Below are 23,815 nucleotides of genomic sequence, written 5' to 3'. Positions count from 1 at the left end.
GCTGGTCGGAAGACCAGCCCTTTTCCGTTTTGACTGGTCGCCCTTGTTTTAATATATCAAGAGAGAACACCCGGAATCAACCAAAAAGCACTTCCATAAACCCAATCCCCCCATCCGTTAATTCCCTTCCACAGCCTGCATTCCGGGTTTTAACTTGCGCCCTGAAAAATCACCCCATCAACCTTCAACAGTTATGAAAAACATTTTTGTAATGCTTTTGACGACCGTCCTTTTCACCTTATGCGCCTGCAGAAAGGAAGGCCCCGCCGGGCCTGCGGGAAAAGACGGAGAAAACGGAAATGCCAACATCACGGCAAAAAAATTCACCACCATGGCGTCTACCTGGAAATACCCCGGCCATTACGCCCTCGATTACGGCAACAACCAGGTGAAACTGCATTTCAGCAAGTACATCACCGTGGAGGCCCCCGAAATCACGAAAGACGTGATAGACAACGGTTTGGTGCTCGTCTACATGATCCCGAAAGGCGTCCACAACTGGATGCCGCTGCCACTGTCTTTCCAGGCCGCATCGCCGTCAGACGTGGTGCATAATTTCGCATATGAATACCGGCAGGGAACACTCACCATTCATTATTACTGGACCGCCAATACCACCGGGAAACTGGTGCCCGATGGACTGGAAACCACGCTCATGCCGTTTTATAACTTCCGGTACGTGGTAGCTTCAGGCGTAATGACAGACAAAATGAAAGCATCCGGGGTAAATACCCAGGACCCCGTTGCCGTAGAACTGGCGCTAAGTGGCGGATTGTAAACGTTTGGACTTTCGGCCCCGGCCTGTCATCCATTTCCGGCGGTACCAGATAAGGATGCCGGACAACGCAAGCGCCCCAGGCGTTAATCCCAGTATGCTATAGAGAATTTTCAGCGGAATGCCGCCGTAGTTGCCGAAATGAAGCGGCTTCACGGCGGCGTCCCATTTTACGGATAAGGGTGCGTCGCTGAAAATGGTTTTCTTCAACACTTTCCCGCTGTCCGAAGAAAGAGAAACGGTGGTGCCGTATTCTCCGAAAACCAGCGGCTCGCCCGCGTTCCCGAGAAAAAGGACGGGCCCGCTTTCCGTTCGTGGCGGCCGGATGGCCATGATGGTATAATTGGGGATGGCGGAATGGGCTTTCGCGGTCAGCGATTCGAAGTCGATGGAGGTGGAAACCGCTACAGACGGGGCTTTCTTGCCGACTCTCGCACCCACCACCTTCCATTGGATAAGGATACCGGTGATGACGATCAGCAGGTTGAACACCAGCGACCATACGCCCACGATGCGATGCAGGTTCCTCCATCGCCGGCGGCGGAATTTCCATTCGATCTTATCGCGGAAAGTAAGCACTTTCCATAAATGCTTCCGGTACACGTACAGCCCCGTGGCAATGGCCACCAGCATCACCGCCGCCATGAAAAGGATAATGATCGACCCGTTGCGCCCGCTCATCAGCGTGAAGTGTAGGTAGAGGAGAAAACCCGTGAAAAAGTCTTTATTGCCGCGCGTATGCAGGATTTCGGCGGTGTAGGGGTTCACGTACACGTACACCTTGTTCTCCGCGCTGTATTCCGCACGCATCACGAGGGCTTCTTCCGGCGCCTGCGGCATGCGCTGGAAAGTAAGGTAAGGGTTGCCGGGAAGGGCTTTGGAACCGGCCTCATACAACGTGTTGAGCGATTGCCGCTCGCCCTGCGGCCCCACCTGAAAATACCGCTTGTTCAGCGCATGATCGATCTCGTCGCTGAACACGAGCAAACTGCCCGTAAAACTCAATAGCAGGAGGAAGCCCCCTGCTATTAAACCTGTGACCCGGTGCCACTTGAATATCTGTTGCGATAATTTCATTAAAAGTCGTACGTGTACTGTAAGTTAAGCCGCACACCGTTGCCTTTGATATAATTCTCGTTGCGGGCGTTCCACTGCGAAGTTACGGTATAGTAATCTTTGTTGAACAGGTTGTCGACCCCGAGGGAAAGTCCGCTGTGGTTGTCGAGCTTCAGGTTGGAATACAGGCTGAAGATCGCGAAGCTGTTCACCGGCCCCTGTGCGTAGGCGTATTTGCCGTTGGCGCCGGGTTTGAAACGGTCGCGTTTCAGGGCCTGGAGCATCTGGAGGCGGAGGCTCCAGCTTTCAACGGGACTATATTTCACGTAAGCCGTCACTTTTTGGGGGAGATGCGGTCGCCGCCGATCCAGGCGTCTTTTTCATCTTTGTAATTACCGTTGCCGTCTTTGTCGATCTTGCCTTCCACGAAGGAGTAGGAGCCGCCGGCGGAGAGGTTTTTCAGGATGCGGGCGTCTGCCGCGAATTCGAAACCGTATACTTTTTCGGGATTGCGCTCGATCTCGAACCGGCCGTCGATCTCCGTGTAGGCGGAACCGAGAGCCGACTTACTGATGTAGTAGCTGGCTTCGAGGCTCACGGGGCCGAGGGTGCTGCTGGCGCCCACTTCGTAGTTATGCGCGATCACGGCTTTGGTTTTCACCAAAGACACCGTGTTTTCCTTCGCGGAGCGCAGCGTACGGCCCAGGTCGGCGATGGAAAAGCTTTGGGAATAGCTCACGAAGGGCTTGAAGAACGTCCATTCGTTGTAACGCAGCCCTGCATTGTATACCAGGGCGTTGTAGTTGAGCGTCCCGCCTTTCACGGCCACGCCGCCCACATTGTATTCGCCGGTGTTGTTATTCTTGCTGATGATGGTCGTGAAATCGGGAACGTCGATGTTGATGTTCTCGAAACGCGCGCCGGCTTTCAGTACCCAGTGGCGGAAGAAGGTGGTTTTCAGTTGTGCGTAGGGCGCGTAGTTGCGCATGTCCATTTCAGGTACCCAAACGCGGCCGTCTACCAGGTCCTGGTTCGTGATATCGTTCATGAAATCCAGCCCGTACACCGCCTGGATGTCTACGTTCTTTCCTGCATGAACAGGGCTGCTGAGGTTGATGCGCAGGCCGCTTTTCTTACTGTTGATCTGCGATTGCCCGCCGCCTTTCCAGGAATCCACGAAGCTGTAGATCGTCCGGAAGCGCTGCATGTAAAGGTTTACGTCGAGGTCCGTTCCGCCCACGATGCCCTGGCTGCTCCAATGAACGCTGGCGTTGTGGTTGTAGGGCGTGCCTTCGGGCGATCCGGGGCGTACGCCGGGAACGCCGATAGACGGTGTGTCGAGGTAACGCCCGGTTTTGAGGATGTAATCGCTTTTCTGCTGGCTGCCGAAAAAGTTGTACATCACTTCCACGCGGTTTTTGGGGTTTATGGTGTACCCGATCTTCGCAAAGCCGTTCCAGAGCTGGGTTTCGCCCAGTCCATATTCCGGTGAGATGATGCCGCCTTTCGCGTCTTTGTACACGCCGGTCTGTTCGTAATGTCCGGAAACGACGAAATCGAATTTGCCCACGGCGCCGGAAAGGAGCTGGCCGAGCTGAAGGCCGCCGGTATGTTGCGCGTCTTTCAGCTGGGTTGTAACGCCCACGGTGGTTTTGCCGCTGAGGGGCTTGCCGGGCTCGCCTTTTTTGGTGATGTAGTTGATCAGCCCGCCGTCTGATCCGTTACCGTAAATCGATGTTGCGCCTTTGATGACTTCCACCCGCTCGATGGCCGAGGGGTCGATGGTACGCATGTCGCGGCCGCCGGCGCGCAGGGGCGTGGATTGCGGGATGCCGTCCACCATCACGAGGAGGTTACGGCCACGCAGCGTTTGTCCGGTATTGCCGGTCTGGTTGCCGCTGAACCCGAGGCCGGGAACGGTGGCGGCGAGGATGTCCATGATATTGTTGCTGATGCCTTTCTGGGTCTCCAGTTCTTTCGGGCCCACGATGGTGATGGAGGAAGGCACTTCGTCGAGCGTTTCTTTTCTGCGGCTGGCAGACACTACCACTTCATTCAGATCGCCGCTGGCTTGCAGCGTAACATCGGTGATGGTCGTATCTTTCGAAAATTGTGCTACCTGTTCCAGGCTTTTCTGGCCTACGCCGGAAATGCGGATGGTATGTCCGCCCTGGGGCGCAGAAAGTATGAAAGCCCCGTTGGCATTGGCTACGGTGCCTTTTTTAAGTTGCGGGATGCTGATGTTGACGAATGGAACGGGCTGGCCCTGCTCGTTGCGGACCGTGCCTTTGATGACACCTTGCTGCGCAAAGGCGCCCGAAGCGCCGGCCGTCAGCAAAACAGTGATGATTACAGATCTCATGCAGATATTGGTTACGGAAAAAAGCTCCGCAAAAGTACTTTCATCCGTTCCCCCGCTGTTTACGCAATCGGGAAAAATATCGATCATATGCGGAAATACAGCAGCAGCAAGGCTTTGAACGACAATCAAGTAGCAATTGTCATTTTAACAGCTCCTTAACGAAATACAACGTTCGTGTTATGGCTGCATACCGGCAGGAATGCTATTTTTGGTAAGCTTGTGAATGTTCGGAATACCCATGCAAAAGTGCATGCAAACACAAGGTTTTCAACTCTTTGAACAAACTGACTTATCATATTCATTTTAGATAGGGCGCGTGCCGTCCCTGTTCTATGACAGCCCGTAAACTTATTTGAAGTTTTTATTACCATGTCCTACTGAACGATCGATTCTTAAGATCATGTATTACACCTAGTGAAAGAACGATTTGTTTGCTTGGGGCTGACTAACCATCAGCCCCCTTTTTTGCCCGGACTTTTCCCGAATTGTTAATCAATTATTGTTGAGCCGGCAGCTGTGCAAGGCCCGTCCGCCGTTGTGTCACTCCCTTCAGCTTTTTATGTAAAGCCGCGCAAAAAAAGAGAGGCGCTCCCTGCGGGAACGCCTCTCAGCCTTCGAAGTGTCTCGAATATTTTATTATACTACCGGGATTTCCGCTACGGCGTAAGCTTTCGCGTCCAGCTTGGCTTTGGTTTCGGTGAAGGCTTTGAGCGTCAGCTCGATGTCTTCATCGTTATGCGCCGCGGTGGGGATGAGGCGGTAGATGATCTGCCCTTTCGGGATAACGGGATACACCACGATGGAGCAGAAGATGTTGTAATTCTCGCGAAGGTCCAGGCACATAGCCGTTGCTTCGGGGATATCGCCCTCGAGGTAGATCGGCGTAACGGGGGAGTTGGTGCTGCCGATGTTGAAACCCCTGTCGCGCAGGCCTTTCTGCAGCTTGTTCACGTTGCTCCAGAGCTTGGCTTTCATTTCGGGGTGCGCACGCATGAGCTGCACGCGTTTCAGATGCCCGATCACGAGCGGCAGGGGGATGGATTTGGCGAAGATCTGCGAGCGCATGTTGTAGCGCAGGTAGTTGATGATGGCTTTGTCGCCGCTCATGAACGCCCCGATGGATGCGCCACTTTTCGCGAAGGTGTTGAACAGCAGGTCGATCTTGTCCTGAACGCCCTGCTCTTCGCCGGTGCCCGCGCCGGTTTTGCCCATGGTGCCGAAGCCGTGGGCGTCGTCTACCAACAGGCGGAATTCGAAATTATCTTTCAGTGCTGCGATTTCTTTCAGTTTGCCCTGGTCGCCCGCCATGCCGAATACGCCTTCGGTTACAACGAGGATGCCGCCGCCGCTGGTTTTGATATATTCGGTGGCACGGCGGAGTTGTTTCTCCAGGTCTTCGATATCGTTATGCTTGAACACGTAGCGGTGGCCCTGGTGGAGGCGCAGGCCGTCGATGATGGAAGCATGGCATTCCGCGTCGTACACGATCACGTCCCTGCGGTTGCAGATGGCGTCGATGGCGCTCATGATGCCCTGGTAGCCGTAGTTGAGGAGCGTAGTGTCTTCCTTGCCCATGTAATCGCTCAGTTCTTTTTCGAGCTGCTCGTGGTAATTGGTGTTACCGCTCATCATACGGGCGCCCATAGGCGTGGCGAGACCGTAATCCGCCGCCGCTTTGGCATCCGTAGCCCTTACCTCGGGGTGGTTGGCCAGGCCCAGGTAGTTGTTAAGGCTCCATACGATCTTTTCATTGCCCCGGAATTGCATGCGGGGGCCGATCTCGCCTTCCAGCTTAGGGAAAGCAAAGTATCCATGGGCGCGCTCGGAGTGCTCCCCGATCGGACCCATATGCTTCAGCAGTTTCTCGAATATGTCCATGTGATGATTAAAATGAAATTAAAATTTGACCACAAAGGTATTAAAATATATTTTTTTGTAAACTTAGGTTACTTTTACACCCTATTTTTTCCACGTCAGAACGGACCCATTCGTAAAAAGGAACTAATTCAAAGCGTAATATGAGCCGTATTAAAATGTTAGCCGTATTCCTGTTAATGGCGGCCCCGGTTGCTTTTGGACAAAAAGCCACCTCGCCGACCAAGGGCTTTCCGCCCAATTACGGGAAAAAAGCAGAAAATCATGTGGCCCGACCCAAATTAGTGGTGGGCATGGTAGTGGATCAAATGAGATGGGATTTCCTCTACCGTTATTATGACCGCTATACCAATGACGGTTTTAAACGCCTCATCAGCGAAGGCTTTTCCTGCGAAAACACGCTGATCCCTTATACTCCGACCATCACCGCCTGCGGCCACACCTGCGCCTACACCGGCTCCGTTCCCGCCATCCATGGCATCATCGGCAATAACTGGTACGATCGCAACACCGGCCGGTCTATGTACTGCACAGAAGACTCCGACGCCACCTCCGTTGGCGGCAGCGACGCCGCCGGCCGCATGAGCCCCAAAAACATGCTGACCACCACCATCACCGACGAACTGCGCATCGCTACCAACTTCCGCAGCAAAACCGTTGGCGTGGCCATCAAAGACCGCGGCGCCATCCTCCCCGCAGGCCACACCGCCAACGCGGCGTACTGGTTCGACGGGGTGACCGGCAACATGATCACTTCCAATTTCTACATGAACGAACTGCCGGCCTGGGCCAACGCCTTCAACCGCCGCCAGCTTCCCCGTGAATATATCTCCAAACCCTGGACCACACTGTATCCTGTAGATACCTACGTGCAGTCTACCGCCGATGAAAAGCCCTACGAAGGCAAGTTCAAAGGCCAGGATAACACCAGCTTCCCGCACGAACTGGCCGGCACCGCAGGCAACGCTTTCGGTATCCTCGCCTCTTCTCCCTTGGGGAACACCTACACCCTCGAGTTCGCCAAAGCCGCGCTCGAAGGCCATGAGCTTGGAAAAGGCCCCCTCACCGACTTCCTCGCCGTAAGCCTTTCGTCTACCGACTACATCGGCCACCAGCACGGCCCCAACTCGGTAGAAACGGAAGATGCCTACCTCCGCCTCGATAAAGACCTCGGCGCTTTCTTCAAGTACCTCGACCAGAAAGTCGGCAAAGGCCAGTGGCTGTTCTTCATCACGGCAGATCACGGTGTGGCGCACGTTCCCGGCTTCATGCAGGAGAACAGGATGCACGCCGGCCTGTGGGACGATGGTGCCATGGTAAAAGCGATGAATGCCGCGATCGAACAGGAATTCGGGTTCAAAAAAGCCATCATTTCCTCCTATAACTACCAGTTCTGGCTGGATAACGAAGGCCTCATCAAAGCCGGGAAACTGGCGGATGTAAAGGCGTTCATCCTCCGCGAAGGACTGAAATACCCCGGTGTGTCCAACATCGTGGACCATCACGCACTGGGCTCCACCGCGCTGCCCGATCCGCAACACGGGATGCTGACCAACGGTTACAACGTGCTGCGCTCCGGCGATATCATGGTGATGCTGCAACCGGGTTGGTTCGACGGCGGCAAGACCGGCACCACCCACGGCCAGTGGAACCCTTACGACGCGCACATTCCCCTCGTATGGATGGGCTGGGGCGTGAAACCGGGCAAAACCAACCGTACCACGCATATGACCGACATCGCGCCTACCGTGGCTGCCATGCTCCGGATCCAGATGCCGAGCGGTAACGTCGGGCACCCGATCACAGAGGTTTCCCACTAAGGAAAAAGATAATGCAAAATCAGGGCGCCCCGGCTGTAAAACAGTTGGGGCGCTTTGTTTTTCATCTAGTTATACATGGGTATAAAACGTTAAAAATAATTCCTGTACATTTGGCGCATGTCAGGTATTACCTATGCGGTGGCGGACCGGATCGCCACCATCACGCTCAACCGGCCGGAGAAGCGCAACGCGCTGAACGGGGAGGTGGTGCATGCGCTGCGCAAGGCTTTTGCGCAGGCGGAGGCAGACGGACAGGTAAAAGTGGTGGTGCTGGCCGCCAACGGAAAAGCGTTCTGCGCCGGGGCCGACCTGGATTATCTCCGGCAGCTCCAGCAGTTCGATTTCGAGGAAAACTATGCCGATTCGCGGGAACTGATGCAGTTATTCCGTGAAATTTACGAACTTAAGAAACCCGTGATCGCGCAGATAGAAGGGGATGCCCTGGCGGGAGGCTGCGGGCTCGCTACGGTGGCCGATCTCAGCTATGCCGTTCCGGAAGCCCGGTTTGGGTATACGGAAGTGAAGATCGGGTTCGTGCCGGCGCTGGTAAGCGTTTTCCTCGTCCGCAAGATCGGGGAGGGCAGGGCCCGGGAGCTCATGCTGACAGGTGCCCTCGTGCCGGCGGAAACGGCGGAAAGATTTGGGCTCATTACGGCCGTGGTGCCGGCAGACCGGATCGCCGGGCATGTGCGGGAAATGGCGGAGCGCCTCTGCACGGAGGCTTCGGCAAATTCCCTGATGGTCACCAAACAATTGATTGCCAACGTATTCGATACATCGCTCGAAGACGGGCTCGAAGCAGCTGCCCGTACCAATGCCGAAACCCGGCGCCATCCCGATTGCCAGAAGGGGATCGCCGCTTTCCTGGACAAAAAGAAACCCGAATGGTAAGGGAAAACAGCCGTTTGGCATAGATTTTTCATTTACCATCCTTAACAATCAACTCATATGCGAAAAATGTCACCTCTCCGCCTGCTGGTGTTGGCCATGATCCTGGCCGCATCGTTGCCGGCTTCGGCGCAGCGGACCATTTCGGACGCCAGGATCGCCTATAAGGTGGAAATGCCGCCCGAACAATTGCAGATGGAGGCCATGTTCGCCGGAAGTTCCATGACACAATATATCCGCGGCAACCTCAGCCGGGTAGACATGAACTTCAACGTGGTGAACTACATCTACCTCATCAATTCCGAGAAGGAAGACGTTATTACGCTGATGGACAACCACGGCGACAAGTACCTCATCCGTACCGATAAAAAGACTTACGAAGCGGATGTGAAGAAATTCTCGGCCATTACCTTCGCCGACCAGGCTGAAACCCGCGAGATCGCCGGCTACAAATGCCGGAAGGCGATCGGGACGATGCCCGACGGGGCCACTTTCGAAGTGTATTACACAACAGACATCATCCCCGAGAACCCCTATTACAACCGCCGTTTCCAGAACCTGAAGGGTATACCGCTGGAATACGAGATCGTGACGAAAACGGGCGCTAAAATGCGCGCAATCGCCACGCGGGTAGACCTCAGTCCCGTTCCGGCCTCCACGTTCGACGTGCCCCGCGGCTACCGCGAGATCACGGCCGACGAGCTGAAACGGATCAGGGGATAATGGAAACATCAACTTATCGAAACCGCGGACCGTTCCGCGGTTTTTTTATGCCGGGAGACGGCAGGTTGCGGCGGGCCACATCCTAAGATAGGTTTACATCCAAAACTGTAAACCATCGCATCCGTCAAAGAAAAGCGGCTGTCGCCAGCTGCCATGGTCAGGCTTTTAAGCGAGAAATAGTCGCCTACTGCCGGGCCGACAATGAAGACTATCTGTTGGTTGCACGCCAATTTTAACCTGAGGCTTCCAATGTAATGAAATGGGTATTGGAGTTTTCTAACATACAGTGTAAACCTATAGCAGGGCCAGGTTTTAGCACCGGACAGTCATCCGGCGGCCAAGCTCCCCGGGCATGAAAAAAGCCGCCAAACGGCAGCCTTTCCATGGCGCCGGAAGGTCAGCCAGCTGCCGGAACTCCCAAAGCACGAAATGAGCCGCCTTGCGGCAGCCTTTCCATAGCGACGGACATTCTCCCGCAGCCGGACTTCCCTAACATGAAAAAGGCCGCCTTGCGGCAGCCTTTCCATAAAATCTCTTTTCAAAAGGAACCTTACCCTTTTCTGAACGGAAGTTTCACCTGCAGATGATGGTACTGCATATCAGGTACCGGGGTAACCTGTGGTGCTACCTTGCCAGCGTAAGGGAGGATATAGGTAACGTTGCCTTTCCTGATCGTCATGGTAGACTTCACATTCACGGCATTGTCAGAGCTCAGGTTGAAAGTTTGTTTCAAAAAGCCGCTCGCGCGGGAGCTGGCGTCCAGGCTGAGGCTGGTTTTGGGCATCGCCGTAAAGCGATACGTGCCTTCCCCTTCGGTTTTCTTCGTTTTGTCGTTGTTGTCGAAGTATTCCGGTTCTGCTACGCCAAGATCATGGGCGTGCACCCGGATGCCAACAAGGAACAACGCGCTCACCAAAAGGCAAGACATTGAAACTGTGCGCATTATGATTTTGATCGTTGTCATGGTATTGCAAATATACGAATTATTTATCTATCATAAGATAATCCTAATGCAAGATAAGCACTTATCTTAAAAAAATGTTAAAAAATACACGAACGGTACACACCAACTGGTTTGGTGGCGGTGTTAAAATCCCATATATTTACATTAATGAATCACGATTTCCCATCATTTAACGAGTTTAACGAGGATTTTGAAGATTTGAGGGACTTGCTTCAGCAATTTGAAAATCTTAAGGAAGGGCGATCCCACGCCTTTCTGGACGAAGATTCCTTTGAACAGATCATTGACTACTATGATGAGCACGACGAACTGAACAACGCCCTCCAGGCCGTAGAGTTCGCCATCGAGCAGTTCCCCTTTTCTTCCGCACTGCTCCTGAAAAAATCCGCACTGCTGATCGAGACCAAGAAATACCGGGAAGCCCTCGATCTCCTCGAAAAAGCCGCACTCCTCGATTCCAACGATATCAACCTGTACATCCTCAAGACAGACGTCTATCTCGCCATGAACCAGCACGAGAAAGCCGCTGCCCTGCTGGAAGAACAGATACAGCACTTCGAAGGCGAAGACCGCACCGATCTCCTCCTCGAACTGGCAGACGTGTACGACGATTGGGAAGAATTCGAAAAAGTGTTCGATTGCCTGAAAATGCTCCTCGAATACGATCCCAACAACGAGGAAGCACTCCACAAAATCTGCTTCTGGACAGAGTTTACGGGCCGTAACGAGGAAAGCATCCGCCTCCATACCAACATCATCAACGAGCACCCTTACAACCAGCTCGCCTGGTTCAACCTCGGCACCGCCTACCAGGGGCTCAAACTGTACGAAAAATCCATCGACGCCTACCAGTACGCCGTCGTGATCGACGAAAAGTTCGATTACGCCTACCGGAACATGGGCGACGCATATATCCGTCTCCGTAAGTACAACGACGCCATCGAGGTGCTCCAGAAACACCTGGAGATCGCCAAACCGGAAGACGTTATCTACGAAGCCATCGGCCATTGCTACGAAAAAATGCGCAAATACACCCAGGCGCGCTATTACTATCGCAAGGCCGTCCATTTGAGCCCGAGCGACGATAAGCTGTATTTCAAGATCGCCAAATGCTACATGACGGAGGAAAACTGGGAACACGCCGTGCGCGCCATCCAGTCGGCCCTCCGGATCAACAAGCAAAGCGCCGAATACAATATTACCCTCGGCCAGTGTTACCTCGAGATCGGGATGGACAAGGAAGCCCTCGTCCATTTCCTGAACGCAGTGCGCCTGAGGCCCTCCAGCACTTCTGCCTGGAAAGAGCTGATCCGCGGCCTGTTCCTCGGCGGCCATCTGGACGAAGCCATGCGCCAGCTGGACGATGCCGAAGCGAAAGTGGGCCGCAAGCCCGTGTTCGCCTATTACAAGGCCGCCATCCTTATTGCCATGGGGCGCACCAAAGACGGGCTCCTCCACCTGGAAACCGCCCTGCAGCTCTTCCCGCGGCAGGTGAAGCGGTTCCTGGAACTGGACCCATCCATCCTGCAACATCCCGTTATCGTGGAATTGATCGCCAGGTACAGGCGGAAACGCTGATCGTCGTCATTTTTTCCCCACCTATCGGTATTACTTCTTATTTTTGCCGCGGTTTTTTATTTTGTTACGACTTTAAAAGCCAACTGACCAATCCATTTTAGAGCAGGCATCGCTCTGTACGGAGGATTGTAAACAACACATTGTCCGATACTTAGAAGAGTGGTGATGACCTTTCAGAAGAATATAAACCGTGAAAAATGAATTTTAATCTGACGCAAATTCCGGAGAGAACCAGCAAGCCGCGCAGCCATGGCCTTACCATGGTGATGGACAAAGGCCTGAGCGTAGAAGAGGCAAAGAATTTCCTGTCCGCCGCGGGCCCGCATGTGGATATCGTGAAACTCGGCTTTGGCACTTCCTTCGTCACGCCCAACCTGCGCACCAAGATTGAAATGTACCAGGCCGCCAACATACCCGTTTATTTCGGCGGCACCCTGTTCGAGGCTTTCCTCATCCGTAACCAGTTCGACGAATACGTTCGTGTGATCAAGGATTACGGGATCAGCTACATGGAAGTGTCTGACGGTTCGATCACCATCCCGCACGCAGAAAAATGTGGGTATATCGAAAAACTGACCAAGCACGGTCTTGTTTTGAGCGAAGTGGGCAGTAAAGACGCCGAGCATATCATTCCTCCCTACAAGTGGATCGAACTGATGCGCGCCGAACTGGAAGCCGGTTCCAGCTACGTGATCGCGGAAGCGCGCGAAGGTGGCAACGTAGGCATTTACCGCGGCAGCGGCGAGGTTCGTGAAGGGCTGGTACAGGAAATCCTCACCCAGATCCCCGCTGAAAAAATCATCTGGGAAGCGCCGCAGAAAGACCAGCAGCTGTACTTCCTGGAGCTCGTGGGCTGCAACGCCAATCTCGGCAACCTGGCGCCCAACGAGGTAATTCCCCTGGAAGCCATGCGCGTCGGGCTTCGTGGAGATACTTTCCACCTTTTCCTCGACAAAGAATAGTTTTCATACCGAACGAAAGGCCAGGGCCCGGTGCCCTGGCCTTTTTCAATGACCGTAAACCCTCCAACGTGCGATTATTCGGCCTCATCGGCTTCCCGCTCAGCCATTCCTTCTCCAAAGGATTCTTCACGGACAAATTCTCCCGCGAAAACATCCCCGGCTGCGCCTACGAAAACTTTCCCATTCCCGATATTTCCGCATTTCCATCCCTCTGGGAAAATAACCCCGCACTCGAAGGCCTCAACGTCACCATTCCGTACAAACAGGCCGTCATGCCCTTTCTCGACGAACTGACCGATGCGGCCAAAGCTATCGGCGCCGTCAACTGCATCCGTAGGAACGGGAAACGCCTCATCGGCCATAACACCGACGTGCTGGGGTTTGGCAGGTCGCTGCAACCCTTGCTGACGGCCCATCATACACAGGCATTGGTACTCGGTACCGGCGGTGCGGCACAGGCGGTTAAATATGCTTTGACTTCGCTGAACATCCCATACACCGAAGTGAGCCGCAGCGGGCCCGTCACGTATGAAGCGGTGACGGAAGATATGATGCGGTCGCACAAACTGATCGTGAACACTACGCCCCTGGGCATGTATCCCAATGTGGACGCGGCTCCGCCGCTGCCGTACGCGTTCGCGGGACCGGAGCATTTATTCTACGACCTGGTCTACAACCCCGCCGAAACGCTTTTCATGAAAAAAGGCCTGGAACGCGGTGCCGCCGCCAAGAACGGACATGAAATGCTGATCCTCCAGGCAGAAGCGTCCTGGGAGATATGGAATGATTAGTTTTCCCTGATCAGTGCTTCCACCTGCTGCACGAACTTTTCCGAACCATAATTCGCAAAACCCGTATGGTGAAAGCGGATGCGGCCCTGTTTGTCCAGCACCACCGTGGTGGGCAGCGTTCCGCTGTAGACTTCAGCGGGCACCCGGCCGCTGGCTTTGTAGAAAGGTACCGTGAATTGCTCTTTTTGCAGGTAATTGAACGCGGCGGAAGCGTTGTCGTCTTCGTTGATCGTCAGAAAGAAAATCCCGGGATCGTTTTTGAATTGGCCATACAGCGACTCGATCGAGGGGAATTCCGCCCTGCAAGGCGGGCACCACGACGCCCAGAAGTTGATGAAAACGACTTTCCCTCTCAACGAAGAAGTGTGTTGCAAATTCCCTTTCCCGTCTTCGAACGCGAAATCAACGGCCGGAGCGGCCGGTGCTTCCTTTTCCATGCTGGCATTGAAAAAGCCGGTGCGCATGAGTTGCCGCAGCGTCCAGGATTTGGCGTCGGGGCTTACGAACAGCACCACTACGGCAATGCCCATCAATATGGTAAACCCGTGTTTCCGAAGGAGTTGTAATAAGTTTTTAAATATCGGTCGCTGTTGCATGTTGACTTGCTGATGTTCAGAGGCTTTTGAACGCGGGGATTTCGTCCAGGCTCAAATACACGGATTTTCCTTTTTCCTTCGCTACCTGGAGCATGTAGTCTGCCCCGGCGGAAGCGCCTCCGATGCGCACTACCGCGTCACAAAAATTGATGAGGTTCGCGGCGATAGGGTGGAAGATCTCGTTGAAAATAGCATCGCCCATTTCGCGGGAGCCTGCTTCTTCGATCAGTGGCAACGCCACCCATTCGCCCATCATGGGGATGTGGCCGCGGCGGTACACGGCCAGCGAGGCTTTCGTCATTTGTTTCACATTGGCTTCGATGAGCGCCGGATCGTCGTTGGTGCCGCTGCGGTAAGGGCCGGCTACCAATATCATTTGTTGTTGCATGCTGGAGCAGTTTTCGGGTTTGATGACTGGAGCGATAAAGGTACGCGTTGACGGCCGATGCGGCGTGTTGATGAAAAGTTAAAATATTCGGCGGGGGATAGATGCCGCTGATAGAAAACCACTAATTTCGAAGTTCACCCCTCAAACGAAAACCATGGAAAAGCTCAGGATCGCCACTGTACAATTCGAGAACCGCAGCGGCGACAAGCTATATAATCTCAACATGATCGACGAAATCGCCGGAAAGGCCGCCCGTGAAGGTGCGCAAGCGGTTGCCTTCCACGAATGTTCCATCACGGGGTATACCTTCGCCCGGCATCTCGACCGCGAACAGTTGACGGACATCGCGGAATTCATTCCAGATGGGCCGAGCATAAAAAGGCTGCAGGAAATCGCCGCCAAACATGGGGTGGCCGTTCTGGCGGGGCTTTTCGAAAAAGATGCGGAAGGGAATTTGTTCAAAGCATATGTGTGTGTAGACAAAACGGGGCTCCTGGCGAAGTTCCGGAAGCTGCATCCTTTCATCAATCCGTACCTGACGCCGGGCAGCGAATATTGCGTGTTCGATCTGTATGGCTGGAAGTGCGGTATCCTGATCTGTTACGACAACAATGTGGTGGAGAACGTCCGCGCCACGAGGCTCCTGGGCGCAGAGGTGCTGTTCATGCCGCACGTTACCATGTGCACGCCGTCTACCCGGCCCGGCGCGGGTTTCGTGGACCCTGCGCTTTGGCACGACCGTGAAAACGATCCCACGTCGTTGCGACTGGAATTCGATGGCATGAAAGGCCGTGCTTGGTTAATGAAATGGTTGCCTGCGCGTGCTTACGACAACGCGATGTACTGCGTTTTCTCCAATCCGATCGGTATGGACGACGACCAGCTGAAGAATGGCTGTTCCATGATCGTGGACCCCTTCGGCGATGTGCTCGCAGAATGCCGCAAGCTCGATAACGACTACGTAATGGCGACCCTCACGCGTGAAAAGCTCACCCAGGCCGGCGGGTACCGCTACATCCGCGCGCGCCGCCCGGATTTGTACGGCAGCATCATCGCGCAACCGCATCAACCGGAGCAGAAAGTGGTGTGGATGGATAAGAAATAACTAGGCCTTCGGCTTGATCATGTAATACATGCAAGTGGTGAAGAAGTTGCGGACAAACGGCAGCTTTTTCATCCAGCCGAACTGCTCGCGCGGTTGCAGGTTGAATTTGTATTTGTAGATGGGATTGATGAGGTAGTATTTCCGGCGGGTGATGTCATAACCCGTGCGCCCCGCGATTTTCTCGAACCGTTCGATGGAAATGCCCGTATCCACGAGCTCCATTAGTTCGGTGATCGTGCCTTCGCTTTCTCCGGCAGATTTCAGTAAACCGCGGTACAGCGGGCGCGGCAGCAAATGTATGTAGGGGAGGAAACTCAACACCTTGCTGGCGCAGATTTGCTGGTGCCCGCCGTGCGGCATGTACCATGGCGGAAACCCGAAGTACACCTGGCCATTGGGCGTGAGCAGCTCTTTCAGGTAGGCGATGAGCTTGTCCTGGTCGGGAATGTGCTCGATCGCGTCTTTGAGAATGATGAGATCGAACGAATGCCGGAACTCGCCGGCGAAATCCACGTCGTAGATATTTTTGGCGATCAGCTGTAACTGGCCGCTGGCCACGTAATCGCCGAGGAACTCCTTCGCCAGCTCGATGCGCTGGGGCCAGAGGTCGACCCCCACGCAAAAGCTTCCCTGCTCCAGGAAAGGGGTGAGCACGCCGCCTTCGCCGCAGCCGATTTCCATGACCCGGAGCCCTTTCATATCGGGGAATTCCTGGGCGATGAACGGCAGTACATAATTCCTGGAATTATCCACTTGCTGTTGATATCTGAGCGTTGCGTCGCTGTGCTGTTTTAGTGCCATGAAGGTGTGATAGCTGAAAAATGCCGTGAAAATATAATTTTTTTCAAGTGACAATGCGCTTGATCCGGTTTCATTACATTTGGAATGATTTTAGTCTGATTTCAGCATGTTCAGAATGATGATGATCGCCCTGCTTTGGGCAATACCTTCCCTGGCGCAGCACAAGGAAATCGCCCGGATTTGGGCGACGTATGATTCTTCCTCCGTGGCGGAACTCTACAGCAGTACCCGTATCGGGCTGACGGTGAAGTATGCCGACAGCTCGGAACGTAGGACGGCGGGGCTTCTCGGCGGGGATATCCGCTGGAACCAGGTGCAGGTGCAAACCCCGCACGGCGATGTCCGCAACGGCGTGCTGCAATTCTCCCGCAACGCGGCACGGCCGGATAATTACAAACTCCGGCTCCAGGTCACGTTTTCCGACCGGCCGGGAAAGCAATTCGAAACCGATCTCCAGCTCCCGTATCTCACGGGCATCCGATTCCGGCATTACGCAGACAGCCTGAAGCGCGGCATTCATTTTTACCTGAACGTGGAAGGGATTTACAACAGCGGGAAAATCTATCCGCTGGATACGACACGGATCCGCTTTAACGCAGACCAGGGAAAGATCCTGGGGCAAGACCTCCTCATCCCCCTGACCGATTCCTCCACGCAAAACATACACGTTACCGCAGTATACCGCGGCGATGCCGCCATCCGCGCAGAGTCAGACATCCCGGTGAAGATTTTGCCGGACGATGAATCGCTCATCATCCAGAATCCCGACGACGTTTTCAAGCCCGCAAAGAAGAAGAAAAAGCGGCAATAACAACGGTGCCGCATAAAAAATAACGCGCTGAAACGGAGCAGGGGAGCGGATTTGATAAGAACGACCGCAAATTGTCGATGAAAATATTTGCAAGTAATGTGGCTTTCCGTTACCTTTGCAACGGCAAGTCTTATACGACCAGCTCCTGCTGAACTCCCCCAGGACAGGAATGTAGCAAGGGTAGGCGGTTGAAGCGGTGCGATATAAGTAACTTGCCACTTTTTTTCCCCTCAGGCAAGCATCCGCACCTTTTATTCTCCTTTTATTTTCCGAAATTAGTTCGTTGTTTTGCAGATCGCAAAAACTGAAATACTAAATCTTTCTTTATGAAATTCTTTATTGATACAGCTAACCTGGCGCAGATCCAGGAGGCGCACGACCTCGGCATCCTGGACGGTGTAACCACGAACCCCTCCCTCATGGCCAAGGAAGGTATCAAAGGCGAAGCAGCCATCCTGAAACATTACGAAACCATTTGTGAAATGGTAGATGGCGACGTGAGCGCTGAAGTACTGTCGACCGACTTTGCCGGCATCGTTGAAGAAGGCAAGAAGCTCGCCGCCATCCATCCCAATATCGTGGTGAAAGTGCCGATGATCAAAGACGGTGTGAAAGCCATCCGCTGGTTCACCGAAAACGGTATCCGAACCAACTGTACGCTCGTTTTCTCCGCTGGTCAGGCCATCCTCGCCGCAAAAGCAGGCGCGGCTTACGTGTCTCCCTTCATCGGCCGTATCGACGACAGCAGCTGGGACGGTATCGAACTGATCGCCCAGATCGCGCAGATTTACAGCATCCAGGGCTTTAAGACCGAAGTGCTCGCCGCATCCATCCGCAACGCCCTCCACATCGTAAAATGTGCGGAGAACGGTGCCGACGTATGCACCTGCCCGCTCGATTCCATCCTCGGTCTCCTGAAACACCCCCTCACCGACATCGGTCTGGCCAAGTTCCTGGAAGACGCCAAGAAAATGTAATCTTTAATTTATTGTTATAAAGGCCGTTTCGGACACCCGTCCGGAGCGGCCTTTTTTCATGCCCCTGAAATTTTTTTTACTTTTAGAATATTCCTAGTATCTTACTACCTCGTAAAGCTAGGTACCACGTTAGGCAATACATTTCATCATATTAAACAATAGCCAGAACACTTTCGCATGGAAGCAAAATTCATCATGGCCCTGGACCAGGGAACCACCAGTTCCCGCGCCATCCTCTTCGACCGCGGAGGGAATATCGTAGCCGTTGCACAGAAGGAATTCAAACAGATTTATCCCCAGCCGGGATGGGTGGAGCACGACCCGAACGAGATCTGGTCTACCCAGGCCGGCGTTGCCGCGGAAGTGATCGTGAAGGCCGGCGCCACTGGCGACCAGATCGGCGCCATGGGCATCACCAACCAGCGGGAAACCACCATCGTGTGGGACCGGAAAACCGGCAAACCGCTGTATAACGCCATCGTTTGGCAAGACCGCCGCACCGCGGCGTATTGCGACGAGCTGCGCGCCAAAGGGCTGGCGGAAGACATCCGTTCCCGCACCGGGCTCATCGTGGACGCTTATTTCTCCGGCACCAAGGTGAAATGGATCCTCGACAATGTGGAAGGCGCCCGTGCGAGAGCCGAGGCCGGCGAACTGGCCTTCGGGACGGTGGATTCCTGGCTCGTTTGGAACTTCACCAAAGGAAAACTGCATATCACCGACGTGAGCAACGCCTCGCGCACGATGCTGTTCAATATCCACGACCTGAAATGGGATACGTCGCTCCTGGAACTGATGGGCATTCCCGCGTCTATGCTGCCGGAAGTGCGCGCGTCCAGCGAAGTGTACGGGCAAACGGAAGCCACGCTCACGCCGTTCAACATCCCCATCGCCGGCATCGCGGGAGACCAGCAGGCCGCGCTTTTCGGGCAGATGTGCATCGAACCGGGCATGGTTAAAAATACATATGGGACGGGTTGCTTCATGATGCTGAATACCGGCGAAAAAGCCATCTCGTCAGGCAATAACCTCCTCACCACTATCGGTTGGAAAATAGGGGAGAAGACCGTGTACGCCCTCGAGGGCAGCATCTTCATCGGCGGCGCCGTGGTGCAATGGCTCCGCGACGGGCTGGGCATCATCCGCCACAGCGCCGATGTGGAAGCCCTGGCCGCCAAAGTGGAACATACCGACGGTGTGTACCTCGTGCCCGCGTTCGCCGGGCTGGGCGCTCCGCACTGGAACCAGTATGCACGCGGCACGATCGTGGGGATGACCCGCGGTACCAAAGACGCGCACATCGCCCGGGCTGCGCTGGACAGTATCGCATACCAGACGATGGACGTGCTGAAGGCCATGGAAGCCGATGCCGGTATGCCGATCCGTGAATTGCGGGTAGACGGCGGCGCTACGGCCAATAATCTGCTCATGCAGTTCCAGGCCGATATCCTCGGAACGGATGTGGTACGCCCGAAAGTAACGGAAACCACGGCGCTGGGGGCTGCGTACATGGCGGGCCTCGCCACCGGGTTCTGGGATAGTATCGATACCATCCGCCAGCAATGGCAGGAAGACGCCTGCTTCAAGCCCGATATGCCGGAAACCGAGCGGGCGGAGCTTACAAAAGGATGGGCGCGCGCCGTGAAAGCCGCCAAAGTATGGGCTGAACAATAATTCCATAATCCAGAACTGATCAAAAAACAAACCCTTCTATGTCAATTTTCCTCGCAGAGCTGATCGGCACGGCGCTCCTCATTATCCTCGGCGACGGGGTGGTGGCCAACTGTCTGCTCAATAAAAGCAAAGGCCAGAACGGCGGCTGGATCGTGATCACCATGGGCTGGGCCATGGCCGTTTTCGTAGGCGTATTCGCCGTAGGCAGCTACAGCGGCGCGCACCTCAATTCGGCGGTAACCATTGCCATGGCCGTTGCCGGCAACATCACCTGGGACCAGGTGCCCATGTACATCGGTGCACAAATGCTGGGTGCGTTCCTCGGCGCATGCGGCGTGTACGCCGCTTATAAACAGCATTTCGACATTACGGACAACCCAGACGCCAAACTGGGTATTTTCTGCACCGCTCCGGCCATCCGCAGCACCATTCCCAACCTCGTGACCGAGATCATCGGCACGTTCGTGCTCATTTTCGGGGTATTTTACATTTCGAAGGGAGATGTTGGGCTCGGTGCGGTAGACGCGCTGCCCGTGGCATTGCTGGTACTGGCCATCGGTCTTTCGCTGGGCGGGCCCACAGGTTATGCCATCAACCCGGCGCGCGATCTCGGCCCCCGCATCGCGCACGCCATTTTGCCCATCAAAGGTAAGCGCGACAGCGACTGGGGCTACGCCTGGATCCCGGTTGCGGGCCCTATCATCGGCGCATTGCTCGCCACGGCCCTGTACCTGGCACTGAAATAGTTCGATCTTTCATAAACATACACAACTAAAAACGGCGCATCCCTTTCGGGGTGCGCCTTTCTTTTTCCGCCAACAATTCCGCCCCCATGGCTGTTTTCATCTATATGGCACATCCCCAACAGGCCTCCCTTCCACCGGAATATTTATTCATTATTTTCAAATCTTTCATTTTATCCTGAAAGTTTTGTAATTTTGAGAAACTTTTGGTGGTATGGCATTTGTGGCCACGATGTTGTACCATCTTAAACGCAAATACCATGATACAACCGAACATACCGGATTCAAAGCTTCCCAGGGTGGTGATCGTTGGCGGCGGATTTGCCGGGATCAATCTGGCCAAAACGCTGAAAAAAACTGCCGTTCAGGTGGTACTGCTGGACAGGAACAACTATCATCTTTTTCAACCGTTGCTGTACCAGGTAGCAACGGCAGGCCTGGAGCCGGACAGCATCGCTTTCCCGCTCCGCGGCATCTTCAAAAAGCAAAAGAATTTCCATTTCCGCATGGCCGAAGTGAAAGGAGTGGACGCGGCCAATAACGTCCTGGAAACCAATATCGGCGATATCCGTTACGACTATCTCGTGCTCGCCACCGGCTCCAACACCAACTTTTTCGGCAATAAAATGATCGAAGAGCACGCCATCGGGATGAAATCCCTCATCGAGGCCGTGCAAATCCGGAATTACGTGCTCAAACAATTCGAAGAATCGTTGCTGATCTCCGACGACGCGGCCATCCGCCCCAAATTGAACTTCGTAATGGTAGGCGCCGGGCCTACGGGCGTGGAGCTGGCTGGTGCATTTGCAGAACTGCGGAAATACATCCTTCCGAAAGATTATCCCGAACTGCCCATCCACCTCATGGACGTGTACCTCATCGAAGCGGGGCCCCGCGTACTGGCGGGTATGTCCGAAGAAACCAGCCGTAAAACCCAGGCCGCCCTGGAACACATCGGCGTGAAAGTGCTCACCAACGTGGCCGTGAAGGATTACGACGGCCTGCACCTCACACTGGGCAACGGAGATGCGCTGGAAACACAATCGCTCATCTGGGCCGCGGGCGTGAAAGGCATGTCGGTACCCGGTTTGCCGGAAGCAGCGATGCTCCCGAACGGCCGCGTCCATGTCAACGACCTGAACCTCATCAAAGACACGAAAAATATTTACGCCATCGGCGACATCGCCATGATGGTGAACGATGAGCGCTTCCCCAAAGGTTACCCCATGGTAGCGCAGGTAGCGATGCAGCAGGGCAAGCAATTGGGCAAAAACATCTCGAAAATGTTGAAGGGCGATACGCTGAAACCCTTTAAGTACAAGGATCTCGGCTCCATGGCCACCATCGGCCGCAACCGCGCCGTAACGGAATTCGCCGGCATCCGGCTGAGCGGGTACATCGCCTGGATCGCGTGGATGGTCGTGCATCTGCTCAACCTGCTGGGTTTCAGGAACAAGCTGGTGGTGATGATCAACTGGGTATACCGCTATTTCACGTACGACCGCGGTACGCGCATCATCATTAAGCGCGGCGCAGCTAACATCGTGAAATTAAGACAGTCGATTTACCAGACAGACCCGCAGGTGCCGCATATCACGCAAACGCCCTAACGTTGCCTGTTGGTGAGGGAATTCATCCGGAGCATGCCTACCAGTTCATCGTGGCGGCCGCCGAGCGTGCGGTAGTATACGAGGACCGTGTAGGCATTTTCTGTCTCCCACCAGTTCCCTTCCGTAAGGTCGGTGCTCATGGCGGCATCGCGCTGGGTGCGGTCTACCAGGCCATACACGTAGTTATAGTAGCCCTGTTTGAGGAAAAGCGCGCCTTCGTAAGCGCCTTTTTCGCCGTTCCAGGTCATTTTGTTGCGGTCGTTCAGTTCATATTGCGTCAGTTCCCCGAAAATGTACATATCGTAGCCGGCGAAAGGCTCTTTCATGGGGAAATTGAAGTTGACGCGGGCGTAGTCGCCCTCGAACTGGATATTGTAATCCTCGATGGTGGAAGGATCGTACATGCCGTTGATGTCGCGGAGGTACTGATATACCGTATTATCCCGCGGTACATCGGGCATCACGTTCACGACGGTACCGTTGCGGAGGTATTCCGTGTTGCGGACGCGCTCGGTTTGCAGGCGGAAGCTCCTTAAATCCACCCATCTCCATTCTTTCATGGCGGGGAAAATACAGTCCTGCTCCGCATTGTACTCGATCACGTCTCCCTTGATGAACATCGGTTTGATGCCGGTAATGGCGTTGTCCCACCGGAAATTCTGCTGGATGACGATTTTCAGCTGATCGAAAGGATTCTGGAGGTTGAGGCCCTTCGTATTGACGGAAACGTTGATTTTCTGTGAGTTGCGGAAAAATTTGGGATTGGTGGGCTGGGAAATCCATCCTGCCACGCCGGCTTTGTTGTTGATGACCATGAGCCGGCGGGTGAAGGCCAGGCGGTTGGTATCTCCGTCCAGGTACACTTTCAGCAGGTAATTGCCGGCCCGTGTAGGCGTGGAGTTATTACCGGGGATGCGGGCTTTGTAATGCACGTATTTCTGCAGCGCAACGCTGGAGAACCGGTAATCCCGGATCTGTACTTCGGAGAAGCCGCGGAGGTAATCGATGGTGTTGACCTGGGCGGGCGTCCAGTCTGAATTGCAGAGCTGGAGGGTGTAGTAGTAGGATTTGATGACGTTCTGCAGATCGTCGAACTGCAGCTCCAGCTGGTCGCCGGAATTGAGCGCGATGATGGGCAGGCCGAGCATTTCGCCTGGGGGCGTCAGTTTAACCGTAGCGATGTTCTGGTGGTAAATATGGTCGGGCGTGATGTTGCCCGCCTGACCGTGGGCGCCGGGGAAAAACAATAGTGCCGCCAGGGAGCAGCAAACGAAAGCAACTATCCTCATAGCTGTAATTTACAATGAATTTCTAAA

At 54.5% G+C, this 23,815-nt stretch carries 22 protein-coding genes and 1 other RNA gene; 14 read left to right on the top strand and 9 right to left on the bottom strand.

Features of this window, described 5'->3' with window-relative positions:
* Positions 1-193: 193 nt before the first annotated feature.
* Positions 194-778 carry a hypothetical protein gene (locus tag WJU22_RS26165; protein ID WP_341841101.1) on the top strand — a complete coding sequence of 195 codons (585 nt, stop codon included), beginning with the start codon at positions 194-196 and terminating at the stop codon, positions 776-778.
* Here the strand turns inward: WJU22_RS26165 and WJU22_RS26160 are convergent.
* From WJU22_RS26160 to WJU22_RS26145, 4 genes are all read right to left on the bottom strand, one after another.
* Complete coding sequence (locus WJU22_RS26160; RefSeq protein ID WP_341841100.1) at positions 761-1,852, bottom strand: PepSY-associated TM helix domain-containing protein; 1,092 nt, start codon at positions 1,850-1,852, stop codon at positions 761-763. The genes WJU22_RS26165 and WJU22_RS26160 overlap by 18 nt on opposite strands.
* The gene (locus WJU22_RS26155; RefSeq protein WP_341841099.1) at positions 1,852-2,157 is read right to left on the bottom strand and encodes a hypothetical protein; all 306 of its coding nucleotides are present in this window, start codon (positions 2,155-2,157) and stop codon (positions 1,852-1,854) included. The genes WJU22_RS26160 and WJU22_RS26155 overlap by 1 nt, the downstream gene beginning before the upstream one ends.
* Positions 2,158-2,165: 8 nt before the next feature.
* A complete protein-coding gene (locus tag WJU22_RS26150; protein WP_341841098.1) occupies positions 2,166-4,193 on the bottom strand; it encodes a TonB-dependent receptor in 2,028 nt (675 codons plus the stop codon).
* 636 nt (positions 4,194-4,829) lie between these two features.
* On the bottom strand, positions 4,830-6,071 hold the full coding sequence (locus WJU22_RS26145; protein WP_341841097.1) for a pyridoxal phosphate-dependent aminotransferase family protein: 1,242 nt from the start codon (positions 6,069-6,071) through the stop codon (positions 4,830-4,832).
* A 140-nt stretch (positions 6,072-6,211) separates the two neighbouring features.
* Here WJU22_RS26145 and pafA point away from each other — a divergent pair, with 140 nt between their 5' ends.
* The 3 genes from pafA (at position 6,212) to WJU22_RS26130 (ending at position 9,499) form a co-directional block, all read left to right on the top strand.
* A complete protein-coding gene (pafA, locus tag WJU22_RS26140; protein ID WP_341841096.1) occupies positions 6,212-7,888 on the top strand; it encodes an alkaline phosphatase PafA in 1,677 nt (558 codons plus the stop codon).
* A gap of 117 nt (positions 7,889-8,005) precedes the next feature.
* A complete protein-coding gene (locus WJU22_RS26135; protein ID WP_341841095.1) occupies positions 8,006-8,779 on the top strand; it encodes an enoyl-CoA hydratase/isomerase family protein in 774 nt (257 codons plus the stop codon).
* Positions 8,780-8,836: 57 nt separating this feature from the next.
* Positions 8,837-9,499 (top strand): hypothetical protein, encoded by a 663-nt coding sequence (locus WJU22_RS26130; RefSeq protein WP_341841094.1) that lies wholly within the window; start codon positions 8,837-8,839, stop codon positions 9,497-9,499.
* A gap of 550 nt (positions 9,500-10,049) precedes the next feature.
* On the opposite strand, the gene WJU22_RS26125 is transcribed toward WJU22_RS26130, so the two are convergent.
* A complete protein-coding gene (locus tag WJU22_RS26125) occupies positions 10,050-10,442 on the bottom strand; it encodes a hypothetical protein (protein WP_341841093.1) in 393 nt (130 codons plus the stop codon).
* 228 nt (positions 10,443-10,670) lie between these two features.
* On the opposite strand from WJU22_RS26125, the gene WJU22_RS26120 reads away from it, so the two are divergent.
* From WJU22_RS26120 to aroE, 3 genes are all read left to right on the top strand, one after another.
* Entirely contained in the window at positions 10,671-12,041 is a 1,371-nt protein-coding gene (locus tag WJU22_RS26120) for a tetratricopeptide repeat protein (protein ID WP_341841092.1), read from the top strand.
* Between the two features lie 197 nt (positions 12,042-12,238).
* Positions 12,239-13,003 carry a phosphosulfolactate synthase gene (locus tag WJU22_RS26115; RefSeq protein ID WP_126246825.1) on the top strand — a complete coding sequence of 255 codons (765 nt, stop codon included), beginning with the start codon at positions 12,239-12,241 and terminating at the stop codon, positions 13,001-13,003.
* 68 nt (positions 13,004-13,071) lie between these two features.
* Positions 13,072-13,794 (top strand): shikimate dehydrogenase, encoded by a 723-nt coding sequence (gene aroE, locus WJU22_RS26110; RefSeq protein WP_341841091.1) that lies wholly within the window; start codon positions 13,072-13,074, stop codon positions 13,792-13,794.
* Here aroE and WJU22_RS26105 read toward each other — a convergent pair.
* Positions 13,791-14,324: a TlpA disulfide reductase family protein gene (locus tag WJU22_RS26105; protein WP_341841090.1), complete on the bottom strand. Its 534-nt coding sequence runs from the start codon at positions 14,322-14,324 to the stop codon at positions 13,791-13,793. The genes aroE and WJU22_RS26105 overlap by 4 nt on opposite strands.
* Before the next feature lie 82 nt (positions 14,325-14,406).
* Positions 14,407-14,778: a hypothetical protein gene (locus tag WJU22_RS26100; RefSeq protein ID WP_341841089.1), complete on the bottom strand. Its 372-nt coding sequence runs from the start codon at positions 14,776-14,778 to the stop codon at positions 14,407-14,409.
* 154 nt (positions 14,779-14,932) lie between these two features.
* Here WJU22_RS26100 and WJU22_RS26095 point away from each other — a divergent pair, with 154 nt between their 5' ends.
* Complete coding sequence (locus WJU22_RS26095; protein ID WP_341841088.1) at positions 14,933-15,883, top strand: nitrilase family protein; 951 nt, start codon at positions 14,933-14,935, stop codon at positions 15,881-15,883.
* Here the strand turns inward: WJU22_RS26095 and WJU22_RS26090 are convergent, their stop codons facing one another.
* Entirely contained in the window at positions 15,884-16,684 is an 801-nt protein-coding gene (locus WJU22_RS26090; protein ID WP_341841087.1) for a class I SAM-dependent methyltransferase, read from the bottom strand.
* Positions 16,685-16,790: 106 nt separating this feature from the next.
* On the opposite strand from WJU22_RS26090, the gene WJU22_RS26085 reads away from it, so the two are divergent.
* The 6 genes from WJU22_RS26085 (at position 16,791) to WJU22_RS26060 (ending at position 22,499) form a co-directional block, all read left to right on the top strand.
* Entirely contained in the window at positions 16,791-17,495 is a 705-nt protein-coding gene (locus WJU22_RS26085; RefSeq protein WP_341841086.1) for a hypothetical protein, read from the top strand.
* Positions 17,496-17,616: 121 nt separating this feature from the next.
* Positions 17,617-17,716: signal recognition particle sRNA small type (gene ffs / locus WJU22_RS26080), an RNA gene on the top strand.
* Between the two features lie 105 nt (positions 17,717-17,821).
* Positions 17,822-18,472: a fructose-6-phosphate aldolase gene (fsa, locus tag WJU22_RS26075; protein ID WP_126246831.1), complete on the top strand. Its 651-nt coding sequence runs from the start codon at positions 17,822-17,824 to the stop codon at positions 18,470-18,472.
* Between the two features lie 177 nt (positions 18,473-18,649).
* Positions 18,650-20,146 (top strand): glycerol kinase GlpK, encoded by a 1,497-nt coding sequence (glpK, locus tag WJU22_RS26070; RefSeq protein ID WP_341841085.1) that lies wholly within the window; start codon positions 18,650-18,652, stop codon positions 20,144-20,146.
* A gap of 38 nt (positions 20,147-20,184) precedes the next feature.
* The gene (locus tag WJU22_RS26065; RefSeq protein WP_341841084.1) at positions 20,185-20,892 is read left to right on the top strand and encodes an MIP/aquaporin family protein; all 708 of its coding nucleotides are present in this window, start codon (positions 20,185-20,187) and stop codon (positions 20,890-20,892) included.
* A gap of 257 nt (positions 20,893-21,149) precedes the next feature.
* Positions 21,150-22,499 (top strand): NAD(P)/FAD-dependent oxidoreductase, encoded by a 1,350-nt coding sequence (locus WJU22_RS26060; RefSeq protein WP_341841083.1) that lies wholly within the window; start codon positions 21,150-21,152, stop codon positions 22,497-22,499.
* On the opposite strand, the gene WJU22_RS26055 is transcribed toward WJU22_RS26060, so the two are convergent.
* Positions 22,496-23,788: a DUF5103 domain-containing protein gene (locus WJU22_RS26055; RefSeq protein WP_341841082.1), complete on the bottom strand. Its 1,293-nt coding sequence runs from the start codon at positions 23,786-23,788 to the stop codon at positions 22,496-22,498. The genes WJU22_RS26060 and WJU22_RS26055 overlap by 4 nt on opposite strands.
* Positions 23,789-23,815: the final 27 nt, after the last annotated feature.

Origin of the sequence: Chitinophaga caseinilytica (assembly GCF_038396765.1) — a bacterium.
Lineage (GTDB): Bacteria > Bacteroidota > Bacteroidia > Chitinophagales > Chitinophagaceae > Chitinophaga > Chitinophaga caseinilytica.
The sequence above is the reverse complement of the archived record's forward strand: the minus strand, read 5'-3'. Positions and strand labels throughout refer to the sequence as shown.